Annotated in this window: 11 protein-coding genes and 1 tRNA gene; 6 read left to right on the forward strand and 6 right to left on the reverse strand. The window is 62.3% G+C overall.

Translation table 11 applies throughout. The features are described 5' to 3' along the window. Position 1: 1 nt before the first annotated feature. The 4 genes from AC1RS8_RS13435 to AC1RS8_RS13450 form a co-directional block, all read right to left on the reverse strand. A complete protein-coding gene (locus tag AC1RS8_RS13435; RefSeq protein WP_489340454.1) occupies positions 2-1,579 on the reverse strand; it encodes an aldehyde dehydrogenase (NADP(+)) in 1,578 nt (525 codons plus the stop codon). Between the two features lie 106 nt (positions 1,580-1,685). Next, positions 1,686-2,633 (reverse strand): dihydrodipicolinate synthase family protein, encoded by a 948-nt coding sequence (locus AC1RS8_RS13440; protein ID WP_057715248.1) that lies wholly within the window; start codon positions 2,631-2,633, stop codon positions 1,686-1,688. A gap of 57 nt (positions 2,634-2,690) precedes the next feature. Next, on the reverse strand, positions 2,691-3,617 hold the full coding sequence (locus tag AC1RS8_RS13445; RefSeq protein WP_489340455.1) for a 4-hydroxyproline epimerase: 927 nt from the start codon (positions 3,615-3,617) through the stop codon (positions 2,691-2,693). Between the two features lie 45 nt (positions 3,618-3,662). Next, entirely contained in the window at positions 3,663-5,309 is a 1,647-nt protein-coding gene (locus AC1RS8_RS13450) for an APC family permease (protein WP_489340456.1), read from the reverse strand. A 187-nt stretch (positions 5,310-5,496) separates the two neighbouring features. On the opposite strand from AC1RS8_RS13450, the gene AC1RS8_RS13455 reads away from it, so the two are divergent. From AC1RS8_RS13455 to AC1RS8_RS13465, 3 genes are all read left to right on the forward strand, one after another. Next, positions 5,497-6,291 carry an AraC family transcriptional regulator gene (locus AC1RS8_RS13455; RefSeq protein ID WP_057715245.1) on the forward strand — a complete coding sequence of 265 codons (795 nt, stop codon included), beginning with the start codon at positions 5,497-5,499 and terminating at the stop codon, positions 6,289-6,291. Positions 6,292-6,367: 76 nt separating this feature from the next. Continuing rightward, positions 6,368-6,748 carry a RidA family protein gene (locus AC1RS8_RS13460; protein WP_008021538.1) on the forward strand — a complete coding sequence of 127 codons (381 nt, stop codon included), beginning with the start codon at positions 6,368-6,370 and terminating at the stop codon, positions 6,746-6,748. Positions 6,749-6,979: 231 nt separating this feature from the next. Further along, positions 6,980-8,968 carry a peptidase U32 family protein gene (locus tag AC1RS8_RS13465; protein ID WP_057715244.1) on the forward strand — a complete coding sequence of 663 codons (1,989 nt, stop codon included), beginning with the start codon at positions 6,980-6,982 and terminating at the stop codon, positions 8,966-8,968. Between the two features lie 104 nt (positions 8,969-9,072). On the opposite strand, the gene AC1RS8_RS13470 is transcribed toward AC1RS8_RS13465, so the two are convergent. Continuing rightward, entirely contained in the window at positions 9,073-9,501 is a 429-nt protein-coding gene (locus AC1RS8_RS13470) for a hypothetical protein (protein ID WP_057715243.1), read from the reverse strand. Positions 9,502-9,822: 321 nt separating this feature from the next. Here AC1RS8_RS13470 and AC1RS8_RS13475 point away from each other — a divergent pair. Beyond that, positions 9,823-9,897, forward strand: a tRNA-Gln gene (locus AC1RS8_RS13475). A 106-nt stretch (positions 9,898-10,003) separates the two neighbouring features. Here the strand turns inward: AC1RS8_RS13475 and AC1RS8_RS13480 are convergent. Then, positions 10,004-10,666, reverse strand: coding sequence for a glutathione S-transferase family protein (locus tag AC1RS8_RS13480; RefSeq protein WP_218498282.1), 663 nt, complete (start codon positions 10,664-10,666; stop codon positions 10,004-10,006). Positions 10,667-10,824: 158 nt separating this feature from the next. Between AC1RS8_RS13480 and AC1RS8_RS13485 the strand changes: the two genes are divergently transcribed. Together AC1RS8_RS13485 and AC1RS8_RS13490 are read left to right on the forward strand one after the other, a co-directional pair. Continuing rightward, positions 10,825-11,757, forward strand: a complete 933-nt coding sequence (locus AC1RS8_RS13485) for a GlxA family transcriptional regulator (protein ID WP_489340458.1) — start codon at positions 10,825-10,827, stop codon at positions 11,755-11,757. 101 nt (positions 11,758-11,858) lie between these two features. Then, positions 11,859-12,833 carry a nitrilase-related carbon-nitrogen hydrolase gene (locus AC1RS8_RS13490; protein WP_489340459.1) on the forward strand — a complete coding sequence of 325 codons (975 nt, stop codon included), beginning with the start codon at positions 11,859-11,861 and terminating at the stop codon, positions 12,831-12,833. Positions 12,834-12,872 lie beyond the last annotated feature (39 nt).

The raw sequence follows: 12,872 nt of genomic DNA on the forward strand, positions 1-12,872 counted from the left end.
CCTAGGCTTCTCTCTGGCCGTCGAGCAGGCGACGCAACTGCAATGGGTTGCCGTGCTTGAGCGCGGCCGGCAACAGGGCGTCGGGGAAGTCCTGATAGCAGACCGGGCGCAGGAAACGCAGGATGGCGGCGGTGCCGACCGAGGTGGTGCGCGCATCGGACGTCGCCGGGAACGGGCCGCCATGGACCATGGCATCGCACACCTCGACCCCGGTCGGCCAGCCATTGACCAACAGGCGCCCGGCCTTGCGCTCGAGGATCGGCAACAACGCCCTGGCGCTTTCCACGTCGGCATCGTCCAGGTGCAGGGTGGCGGTCAACTGGCCTTCCAGGTGTTCGATGACCTGGCGGATTTGCTCGTCGTTGGCGCATTGCACGATCAGCGACGCGGCGCCGAACATTTCTGCCTGCAACGCCGGGTCGACGAGAAATTCACTGGCCTGGGTGACGAACAGGTGGGCCTGGCACTGGTTCGGGGTTTCGCCCTTCAAGCCGACGGCCACTGTATCAGCGTGGGCATGCTCGGCCAGCGCGCCGACGCCGGCCTCGTAGGCCTTGAAAATGCCGGGGGTGAGCATGGTCTGCGCCGGGCTGCGCTGTAGCAGTTGCGCGGCCGACTGGATGAAGCGCTCTAGGTCCGGGCCCTGGCGGGCAATCACCAGACCTGGGTTGGTGCAGAACTGGCCGGCGCCTTGGGTGAGGGACGCGACGAAGCCTTGCGCCAGGGCTTCGGCTCGCGATTGCAGGGCTGCCGGGAACAGCAAGACCGGGTTGATCGAGCTCATTTCCGCATACACCGGGATCGGCTCGGGACGCGCCTGGGCCGCGTTGCACAAGGCGATGCCACCGCTGCGCGAGCCGGTGAAACCCACGGCCTTGATGCGCGGATCGGTGACCAGGGCGATGCCCACTTCGCGGCCGGAGCCGAACAACAGCGAAAACACGCCTTCGTGCAGCCCGCACAGTTTGACCGCACGGGCCAGGGCTCGGCCCACCAACTCGCTGGTGCCGGGGTGCGCGCCATGGGCCTTGACGATCACCGGGCAACCGGCGGCCAGCGCCGACGCGGTGTCACCGCCGGCGACGGAGAAGGCCAGGGGAAAGTTGCTGGCGCCGAACACCGCCACCGGGCCGAGCGGCACCTGACGCTGACGCAGGTCCGGGCGGGGCAGGGGCTGACGCTGCGGCAGCGCGCTGTCGACCCGTACATCCAGCCACTCACCGGCACGCACGGTGCGGGCAAAGGTGCGCAGCTGCTGGCAAGTGCGGCCCCGTTCACCCTGGATACGCGGGCGTGGCAGGCCGGTCTCGGCCACGGCGCGGTCGATCAATTCATCGCCGAGGGCTTCGATTTCGCTGGCGATGGTTTCGAGGAATTCGGCGCGGGCCTCCAGGGACGTCGCGCGGTAGCTGTCCAGGGCACTCCACGCCAGGGCGCAGGCCTGTTCGACGTGTTCGCCGCTGCCACCGTGATAGGCCGGTTCAAGGGGGAGATCCGTGGCGGGATCGATGCCGCGGATCGCTTCGCGGTTGCCGGGGATGGCCTGCTGGCCGATCAACATGTTGCCTGTCAGAGTCATGGTCTTTCCTGAAACAAAGAGGGGGGGCGTTGCGAAAAAAACGCCGTACCGCCGTGGGCGAAAATAAAGGCGGCGCACCTTGGCACGCCGCTGTACAGGCTGAATATCAGGCGAAGTTCTGCTCGGCCGACCACTGCTCGTACCACTGGCGGAACAGCGCGTACTGGTTCTCGGCATAACGACGCTGGGCATCGCTGAGCGCATCGGTCTCGTTGAAGTGCAGGGTGTATTCCTTGTCGCCATTGAGCACCATCAGGTGCTTGTAGTAGAGCACCAGGTCGCAACCCTCATCGAAGGACGACAGCACCGCCAGTGCCGATTCCAGTTCCCGCGCCTGACGACGCGCCTTGGCATCGCCCTTGGCCGCTTGTTTGCTCAAGGCCACCAGGCGCAACACTTCGCGCGGCAGCGCGTTGCCGATGCCGGTGATGGCGCCGGTGGCGTTGCAGTTGACGAAGCCATGGACCACCTGGGTGTCGACACCGACCATCAGGGTCACGTCATCGTCCTTGGAGGTGATGTGTTCGGCGGCGTAGCGCAGGTCGGCGGCACCGCCGAACTCCTTGAAGCCGATTAGGTTCGGGTACTCGCGGCGCAGTTCGAAGAACAGGTCGGCACGGGTGGCGAAGCCGTAGTAAGGGCTGTTGTAGATCACCGCCGGCAGGCCTGGAGCGGCTTTGAGGATCGCGGCGAAATGGGCTTTTTGCGCGGTGGCCGAAGCGCCGCGAGACAGCACGCGAGGGATGACCATCAAGCCATGGGCACCGACTTTGGCCGCGTGTGCCGCATGGGACACCGCTTCGCGGCTGTTGACGGCACCGGTGCCGACGATGGTCGGAACACCGGCGGCCACCAGGCGCGCCACGCCTTCCTGACGCTCGGCTTCGGTCAGCAGCGGCCAGTCGCCCATGGAACCGCAATACACCACGGCGCTCATGCCAATGTCGATCAGCTCGCGACCCTTGGCCACCAGCGCGTCGAAGTCCGGCTTGCGCTCGGCGGTGCATGGGGTCATCAGTGCAGGGATGCAGCCAGTGAAAATGTTGTCGCTCATTTTGTTGTCACTCCTTGAGGCGTTCATTCAGGTTTGGTCAGGGAAAAGGCGTGGGGCTCAAATGCCCCACGCAAAGGGGTCCTGTTCGTCGATCAGCAAGGTGCTGTCGGCGGTCATGTAGGCGCGGCCGGTGATGAAAGGGATGATGTGTTCGCCTTCCCGTTCGTAGCTGCCGACAAATTGGCTGGCGGTGATGCTGGCCTGGACCCAGCGTTCACCGGCGGCCAGTTTCCCGTCGGCCGCCAGGCACGCCAGTTTTGCGCTGGTACCGGTCCCGCAGGGCGAGCGGTCGTAGGCCTTGCCCGGGCACATGACGAAGTTGCGGCTGTCGGCGTGATCGTCGTCGGCAAACAGTTCGATGTGGTCGATCAGCGCGCCGTCTTCACCGTGGATGCCCTGGGCCTCGAGGGCCTTGAGCATTGCCCAGGTGTACTCGGTGAGGAACTCGACGTTGTCCATCTGCAAGGCCTGACCGTGATCGGACACCAGGAAAAACCAGTTGCCGCCCCAGGCGATGTCGCCGTACACGCGGCCATGCCCCGGCACTTCGACCGGCACCTGTTGGCGGTAGCGGTAGGCGGGCACATTGCGCAGGGTGACGTTGCCGTCCTCATGCAGCGTGGCGCTGACGGGGCCGACCGGCGTATCGATCTTGTGCTCGCCGGGCTGGATATGCCCCAGGTAATGCAGCGAGTTGACCAGGCCGATGGTGCCGTGACCGCACATGCCGAGGTAGCCGGCGTTGTTGAAGAAGATCACACCGCAAGTGGCATCCGGCGACACCGGTTCGCAATACAGCGCCCCCACCAGAACATCGTTGCCACGGGGCTCCAGCAGGCAGGCGCGACGCCATTGGTCATGCTGCTCGCGCAGGGCATCGCGCTTCTCGGCCATGGTCCGGCCGGGCAACTGGGGCAGGCCCGACATCACCAGGCGAGTCGGCTCGCCGCCGGTGTGGGAATCAATGACATGTACTTTTTTCATAAACCTTTCCATTTGAGGAACACGCAGGCTTTGCTGGCCTGAATTTCAGCGAGAGGTCTGGGCGGATACACCAATCGGACGCTGGCCTGTGGTCGTGCCGGTGTGAGCAGGATCGGCTTGGCTTTCTCCGTCCTCGTCTTCCAGGCGAACCAGATGCGCCGGCACCCCAGTGGCCGCGCCCCAGTAGTAGATGCCCATCGCGCAGGCCGCCACGACCACTGTGTCGAAGGGATGGGTGAGTACGCCCATGCCGCCGAAGCTGCCGAGCCAGGACAGCACGATGGTCACGGCATAGAAGCCGATCAGCCACGCCGAAGAACGCACTTGTTGGGCCAGGCTCAGGTGTTGGGTCGGCACGAAACGTCCGCACAGCAGGTACACCACGAACATCAGGATTTGCAGGCCGAGCAACCAGGACACAGTGCTCCAGCCAGACCAGTAGACGATCAGCGCGGCGATGATGAACGACACCGGGCCGAGGACACCCATGCGCTTGACCTTGAACGGGCGCGGCATGTCGGGCGCATTGCGGCGCAGGGCAGCCACGGACACCGGGGCGACGGCGTAGCTCAATACCAGCGCGGCGGAGACCACGTTGATCAGCGCTTCCCAGGAGGGGAAGGGCAGGGTCCAGAACACCGACAGGGCGAAGGTCAGCCACAGCGCCGGACGCGGGATGCCGGACTTTTCGTCAATGCGGGTGAAGACCTTGAAGAAGGTGCCGGTCTGCGCCCAGCCGTAGATCACTCGCGGTGTCGCGTTCATGTAGATGTTGCCGCAACCGCTGGGAGAGATCACCGCGTCGGCCACCACCAGATAAGCCAACCAGCCCACACCCAATGCCAGGGCGATGTCGCGGTAGGGCAGGGCCAGTTCCTTGGCCACGCCGGCCCAACCGTTGGCGAGCATTTCGGTGGGCACGCCGCCGAGGAACGCCACTTGCAACAACACATAGATGGCGGTGGACAGCAGTACGGAGAGGATCAGTGCAATCGGGATGGTGCGTTGTGGATTCTTCACTTCGCTGGCCACCGAGATGATCGGTGTCAGCCCCAGGTAGGCGAAGATAATGCCACCGGCGGACACCGCCATCTCGACACCTGACAGCCCGAACGGCATGAAACCCTGGGACTGGAAGTTCTCCGGTTTGAAGAAGGTGAACAGCACGCCGATCACCAGCAGCGGTACGATGAACTTGAACATGCTGATCAAGTTGTTGGCCTTGGCGAACGTTTTCACGCTGTAGTAGTTGAGCATGAAGAACAGGCACAGCAGGCCGAACTGGACCAGCCAGCCAATCGCCGTTGGATTGCTGGAACCGGACTGGGTCAATGCGGGAAACCACGCAGCGGCATACTGGCGCGCGGCGACCACCTCGATGGCCACCAGGCTGGAAAACGCGATCAGCGTGATGAAGCCCATCAGGTAACCCAGCAACGGGCCGTGGGAGTAAACCGGGTAGCGAACCACACCGCCGGCCCGGGGCAGCGCTGCGCCAAGTTCACAGTAGACGATGCCCAGCAGCAGCACCGCAAAACCGCCCAGCAGCCAGGAAAAGATCCCCGCCGGCCCCGCGATGGCGGACACGTGACTGGCTGCGAACAACCAGCCGGAACCGAAGATGGCCCCCAGTCCGATAAACGTAAGGTCTATCAACGAAAGTTGTTTTTTGAACTTGCCTTGGCCTGACATGGCATCGCCTTCTTGTGAGTTATTGGATAGGCAGGTGTGCACTTCAAGACGCCCCGGTCGGTTTTGCCGAGGAGGGCGGTGGCCATAGAGTGAACTTGGCGGCGTGCCCGCGATTGATGTTTTCCTTGGGTGTCGATGACGAAATCAGCACAATGGGAAATGTCTGATTTTTGCGAGGGACCGGTTGATGACTCAGGATGCGTTTGCGCTGTTGTGCCAGGGCGACGACTCGAACCGCCCCGAATCCATCGAGCAACTGCTGGCAGGTGTCGCGCTTTTGCTGCCCATGCTGGATGTCATTCCGAATGCGGCGATCTTTATCAAGGATGTCCAGGCGCGCTATGTCATGGCCAACCGCACGCTGGTGCAGCGCTGTGGTTTGAAGCAGCTAAAACCGCTGCTGGGGAAAACCAGCGCCGAGGTATTCCCGGAGCAACTGGGGCCTGGTTACACCGAGCAGGACCGGCGGGTGCTGGAGCAGGGGCTGGTGCTGGAAGACCAGCTGGAGCTGCATCTGTACGGCAGCCGGGAACCCGGCTGGTGCCTGACCCATAAACGACCGTTGTATAACCGCCGCAATGAAATCATCGGTCTGGCGGGCATCTCGGTCGACCTGCAATCGGCCAGTGACACGCACCCGGCGTACCAGCGCCTGGCGGCAGTGGACGAGCACATTCGCGCGCATTTCAACCGTCGCGTCACCCTGGGCGAGTTGACGCGCATCGCCGGTATTTCCGTGGCGCAACTGGAACGCTACTGCAAGCGCGTGTTTCACCTGACGCCACGGCAGATGATCCAGAAGGTTCGCCTGGAACACGCGCATCGACTGCTCCACACCGATATGCCGATCACCGAGGTCGCCCTGCAATGCGGCTATACCGACCACAGTGCGTTCACCCGGCAGTTCAAGGCATTGACCGGTTTCACCCCGCGCCAGTACCGGCAGGCCACCGGTCACCAGCAGCCGTCCGGTCTGGATTAGCGACGCGCCGCCAATGGCCCTGTAAACTGGCCGCGCAAAAGGCGCCTGCCTCACCACCTCAAGCAAGAGAGTCCTCATGGCAAACCACGACCTGACCTTCACCCCTGATCCCGATGCGGATTCGATTTCCTCCGACGTTGTCGGTTTCGGCGGCGTGCTGGTCTCCACCCAGATCCCCACCCGCGCCGACGGCAGCCTGGAACTGGGCGACATCACCCTGCAAAGCGAATGCACCCTGCAAGCGCTGAAGGTCGCGCTGGAGCGAGCCGGCAGTTCCATGGACCGCGTGATGCACCTGACCATCTACCTCACCGACATGGCCGACCGCGCCGCGTTCAACGAGGTCTACAAGCGCTACTTCGCCAAACCCTGGCCAGTGCGCGCTGCTGTCGGGGTTGCCTCGTTGGCGGTGGAAGGCATGCGCGTGGAAGTGACCGCGATGGCGGCCAAGGCCTGATCTCAGTCAGACATACACAAAACCCTGTGGGAGCGGGCTTGCTCGCGAAGACGGCGTGTCAGCTGGCACAAGTGTTGACTGACCCAGCGCTTTCGCGAGCAAGCCCGCTCCCACAGGGGATGAGGCATGCCAGGCCTGCTCGAAGCACCACCCGGCAGCATACGGGTGCCGGTCAGGCGTTTCGCCGCTACAATGCACGCCTCGACCGTGACAAGCCTGACTAAAAAAACTATGTCTTTGCCCAAACATCACCTGGAATTGCTCAGCCCTGCCCGCGATGTCGCCATCGCCCGCGAGGCCATCCTGCATGGCGCCGATGCCATCTACATCGGTGGCCCGAGCTTCGGCGCCCGCCACAATGCCTGCAACGAAGTGAGTGATATCGCCCAATTGGTGGAGTTCGCCCGTCGCTACCACGCCCGGGTGTTCACCACCATCAATACCATCCTGCACGACAACGAACTGGAACCGGCCCGCAAGCTGATCCATCAGTTGTACGACGCCGGCGTCGATGCGCTGATCGTCCAGGACCTGGGGGTGATGGAGCTGGACATTCCGCCGATCGAGCTGCACGCCAGTACCCAGACTGACATCCGCACCCTGGAGCGAGCGAAGTTCCTCGATCAGGCCGGTTTCTCGCAACTGGTGCTGGCCCGCGAGCTGAATCTCCAGGAGATCCGCGCCATCGCCGACGAAACCGACGCAGCCATCGAGTTCTTTATCCATGGTGCGTTGTGCGTGGCGTTTTCCGGCCAGTGCAACATTTCCCACGCGCAAACCGGGCGCAGCGCCAACCGTGGCGACTGCTCCCAGGCCTGCCGTCTGCCGTACACCCTCAAGGACGAAAAGGGTGGGGTGATCGCCTACGAAAAGCACCTGCTGTCGATGAAGGACAACAACCAGAGCGCCAACATCCGCGCCCTGGTCGAGGCCGGCGTGCGCTCGTTCAAGATTGAAGGCCGCTACAAGGACATGGGCTATGTGAAAAACATCACCGCCTACTATCGTCAGCGCCTCGACGCCGTGCTCGAAGACCGCCCGGACCTGGCCCGTGCCTCCAGCGGCCGCACCGCGCACTTCTTCCTGCCCGACCCGGAAAAAACCTTCCACCGTGGCAGCACCGATTATTTCGTCACTGACCGCAAGATCGACATTGGCGCCTTTGATTCGCCGACCTTCACCGGTCTGCCGGTGGGTGTGGTCGAGAAAGTCGCCAAGCGTGACATGCAGGTCGTGACGCACGAGCCGCTGTCCAACGGCGACGGCCTCAACGTGCTGGTCAAGCGGGAAGTGGTGGGTTTCCGCGCCAACATCGCCGAACCCAAAGGCGAATTCGAGGAGGACGGCGAGAAACGTTATCGCTATCGCGTCGAGCCCAACGAGATGCCGGAGGGGATGTACAAGCTGCGCCCCAATCATCCGCTGAATCGCAACCTTGATCACAACTGGCAACAGGCGCTGCAAAAGACCTCCGCCGAGCGTCGCATTGCCCTGAACTGGGTCGCTCGCCTGCGTGAAGAGCAGCTGGAACTGACCGCTACCAGCGAAGAGGGCATCAGCGCCAGCGTCACCCTGGCTGGCCCGTTCGGTGCCGCCAACAAGCCGGAGCAGGCGCTGGAGCAATTGCAGGATCTGCTCGGCCAACTGGGTACCACGCAGTACCACGCCATCGACATCAAGCTCGACGCGCCGCAGGCGTACTTCATCCCCAACTCGCAGCTCAAGGCCCTGCGCCGTGAAGTGATCGACGCCTTGACCGAAGCGCGGATCGCCGCCCACCCGCGTGGCAGCCGTAAGGCCGAGACCACGCCGCCGCCGGTGTACCCGGAGTCGCACCTGTCCTTCCTGGCCAACGTCTACAACCAGAAGGCCCGCGACTTCTATCACCGCCACGGCGTCAAGCTGATCGACGCGGCCTACGAGGCCCACGAGGAAACCGGCGAGGTGCCGGTGATGATCACCAAGCACTGCCTGCGTTTCTCCTTCAACCTGTGCCCGAAACAGGCCAAGGGCGTGACTGGCGTGCGCACCAAAGTTGCACCGATGCAGCTGATACACGGCGATGAAGTGCTGACGTTGAAGTTCGACTGCAAGCCTTGTGAAATGCACATCATCGGCAAGATGAAAGGCCACATCCTCAACCTGCCGCAACCGGGCAGCGTGGTGGGGCACATCAGCCCCGAAGACCTGCTCAAGACCATCCCGCGCGCACCGCACTGAGTGACCGGTGAGTGCGCCGCAACGGCGCGCTCACCTGTTCCAGCCTGAAACCTCTTTTGCTGAATTCCAGACGCTGACGATAAACCTGGAGCTGGCGGTCGACACTATTTACAGGTATCGGCGACGGCCTTTTCAGCTCGTTTGAATTCCTGTTTGACGTCGGTCGGGATGCGTTGCCTTTTCAGTTCCTGACCGAGGAAGGGTTGTTCGCCTCGGGACTGGACCTCAGCCTCCTCGGCCGTTATCTGCGCCTCGATGGCAGCGGCGTGCTTGTCGATGACGGCATCGACCTCGGCTTCATTCCTGGCGGTATCGAGTGCCAGGACCAACTGGCCGGCCTCGGCTTTTTCGGCTTCGGCATAGGCTTCGACCGTCAACCCGGAGGCCAAGGCTCGCGCTTGGGTTTCCAGGTCATTCAGGTGCTCCCGGGCGGCCTTGCAGACCGCTTCCTGTCGCTGGTTCTGGATGTGTTCCCAGGTGTTCAACCCATAAACCGCGGTCCCGAGTACCAGAAGGGTTGCAGCGGCCCCCATTAATTTGCCTTTCACTTTTGGCGCCCTCAAATGGCAAGGGAAGGGTGTTGCATAAACGATTCCCGATTCAATTCGAGTAAAGAAAAGCGTAGCAGAGCTGTTCGGGCTGAATGTGCGCCGATAAATCCCCGAGATCCGGCTCAACACTAAGCGCCTGTTTTAATGAACAATTTTTTTTGTTTGGGCTTCCCAGACGAGGAAAAAGTTGGTAAATTTGCGCCCACTCTTGCAGCGGCCCTCAGGGAACCAGCCGCGAGAGCAGGCAACAGGTCTTGTTGCCACTCAAGAAAGCGAGTGCCAGGCACTCATCGCAACAGATACAGGGGCGTCGCCAAGCGGTAAGGCAGCAGGTTTTGATCCTGCCATGCGTTGGTTCGAATCCAGCCGCCCCTGCCATTTTTTTATTCCTGCATAATCAGATAACACTCGACCGACGGTTATTATTCGTCGACTCGTCGATTCGTTGGTTTTTGCCTCCCGTTCCCCGGTCGCGCTGGCGTCACTACCGAAAGCGCTCCGGGATGGCCTCGGCAAACGGGTACCAGGAAAAATACGGCCTTGCCTCGTCGATGACCCGCTTGACCGAGGACCTTTGGGTCAACCTGTCGAAATAAGCACTCAAGTGGCGATGATCGCCGGGAAAGGGTACGAGGGTGCTGGCGTAGAACAGTGCCGGGGCGGCGGCACAGTCGGCCATGCTGAACGCGGGGCTGGCGACCCAGGTTCTTGCCGCCAGCTGACGTTCAAGCATGCCGTACGCCGTCATTAGCGCGGCGCGTTCGCGGGTCAGGTCGCCGTTTGCGGCATTGATTCTGTCAGCGACGATCTTCTGCATCGGCACCTGGATGTGCAGGTCGAAAAAACGATCCCACAGACGCACCTCCAGCGCGGTTTCCCAGTCGTCCGGAACCAGATGCACCTGGCCGGGATGAAGCCGGTCCAGGTACTCAATGATCACACTCGACTCCGGCACATCCTTTTGCCGGGCGTGATCGCGCAGCACCGGAAACTTGCCGATCGGCCACAGCGCTTGAAGCTCGGCCCGGTCAGCCTCGTTGCCCAGGTCTATGACCCTTTTTTCAAACTCGATTCCCAGTTCATAGAGAGCGATCAGCGCTTTGTGGCAGAACGACGAGAGCGGATGGAAATAAAGAGTCAGTGACATCCTGCAATTCCTCGGTGAGATGGAAGCCACCTGATTATCCGTCGCTATCGGCCAATGCGCGAGGTGCTCCGCCCTGATGCCCGGCGCCTGCTGTTCGGGTTAGAGTACAAGTCTTCTGGCCTGAACATCAGGCATGCCACGTTTAGGGTCATATCGCCATGCACCAGATCGGACTCATTGTTTACCCCGGCTTCCAGGTTCTGGGCCTGGCCATGTGTGCCGCCTTCGAGTTGGCCAATAGCGCCGGCGACGAGCCGTTGTACCGCATTGCATTGCTGTCCGAGCCGGGTGGCCTGGTGCAAACGTCCGCCGGTTTTGCAGTGCAGACCGAAGCGTTCGACCAGCGCGCGTTCGATACGCTGCTGGTCCTGGGCGACAATCTGATCCGCCCGACCACGCCGGGCATGTTGGAGTTTCTGCGCCGCGCCAGCCACGGCACCCGGCGTCTGGGTTCGATTTGCACGGGGGCGATTGCCTTGGCCCAGGCCGGTTTGCTTGATGGTCGGCGGGCGACCACCCACTGGGCGCATGTGTCGGCGTTTCGCAAGGCGTACCCGAACGTGAAGGTCGAGGAAGACCGGATCTTCATCAACGACGGCAACGTCTGGACGGCTGCCGGCATGAGCGCATGCGTCGATCTGGCGCTGGCCCTGGTGGAGAACGATCTGGGCGTCGACGTTGCACGCAAGGTAGCGCGGCAATTGGTGGTGTATCACCGGCGTTCCGGCGGGCAGTCGCAGTTTTCGGTGATGCTGGAGCTGGCCCCCAAGACCGATCGCATACAGGCCGCGCTGAATTACGCCAGGCAGAATCTCAAGTCCGCGCTGTCGGTCGAGGAGCTGGCCAGTGCGGCCAATCTCAGCCCTCGGCAATTCAGCCGGGTGTTTCATGCCGAAACCGGCCAGTCTCCGGCCAAGGCCATCGAAAACCTGAGGGTGGAGTCGGCCCGGTTGATGATGGAAACCGGACGGCACTCTATCGATGCGGTAGCGACGGACACCGGCTTTGGTGACCGGGAGCGGATGCGCCGCGCTTTTATTCGTGCGTTCGGGCAGCCGCCGCAGGTGATTCAGCGTGCCAGTCGGGGCTGAATCGTGATGTCCTGAAAGGTGGTGTATACGACATTCAGGTCTTAATATTATTTACGTAATATTTATCTCGTTGAAACCTTTTCCTCAATGAGATCACCGCCATGACCCTCGTCAAAGCCGCCGCCGTACAAATCAGCCCTGTTCTTTACAGCCGAGAAGGCACCGTCGACAAAGTGGTGCAGAAGATTCTCGAACTCGGCGAGCAGGGTGTGCAATTCGCCGTATTCCCGGAAACCGTGGTGCCGTACTACCCGTACTTTTCCTACGTGCAGTCGCCATTCGAAATGGCCGCCGAACACCTCAAGCTGCTGGACCAGGCGGTCACCGTGCCTTCGCACGCCACCGATGCCATCGGCGCTGCGGCCAGGCAAGCGGGGATGGTCGTGTCCATCGGCGTCAACGAGCGCGATGGTGGCACGTTGTACAACACGCAGTTGCTGTTCGATGCCGACGGCTCGCTGATCCAGCGTCGCCGCAAGATTTCCCCGACCTACCACGAGCGCATGATCTGGGGCATGGGCGACGGTTCCGGCCTGCGGGCCGTCGACAGCGCGGTAGGGCGCATCGGGCAACTGGCCTGCTGGGAGCATTTCAACCCGCTGGCCCGTTATGCCTTGATGGCCGATGGCGAACAGATCCATGCGGCCATGTACCCGGGGTCGTTTGCAGGTCCGCTGTTCGCCTCGCAAATGGAAGTCAGCATTCGTCAGCATGCTCTGGAGGCCGCGTGCTTTGTGGTCAACTCCACGGCGTGGCTGTACCCCGAGCAACAGGCGCAGATCATGGCCGACACCGGTTGCGCCATCGGTCCGATCTCCGGCGGTTGCTACACCGCGATCATCAGCCCGGATGGCTCGGTGCTGGGTTCGTTGCATGAAGGTGAGGGCGAGGTGATCGCCGACCTCGACATGGGCCTGATCGACAAGCGCAAGCGCATGATGGATTCCCGTGGACACTACAGCCGCCCGGAACTGCTGAGCTTGCTGATTGACCGCACGCCGCAATCCCATGTGCATGAGCGCAGCGCGCATCCAGAGCTGGCGGAACAGACCGGGCTGGAAGAGGTGATGGGTTAGTTCCGGGGAAAAAAACAGGGGACTTCATGGAAGTCCCCT

The organism is Pseudomonas sp. GW821-FHT12A04, assembly GCF_058807755.1.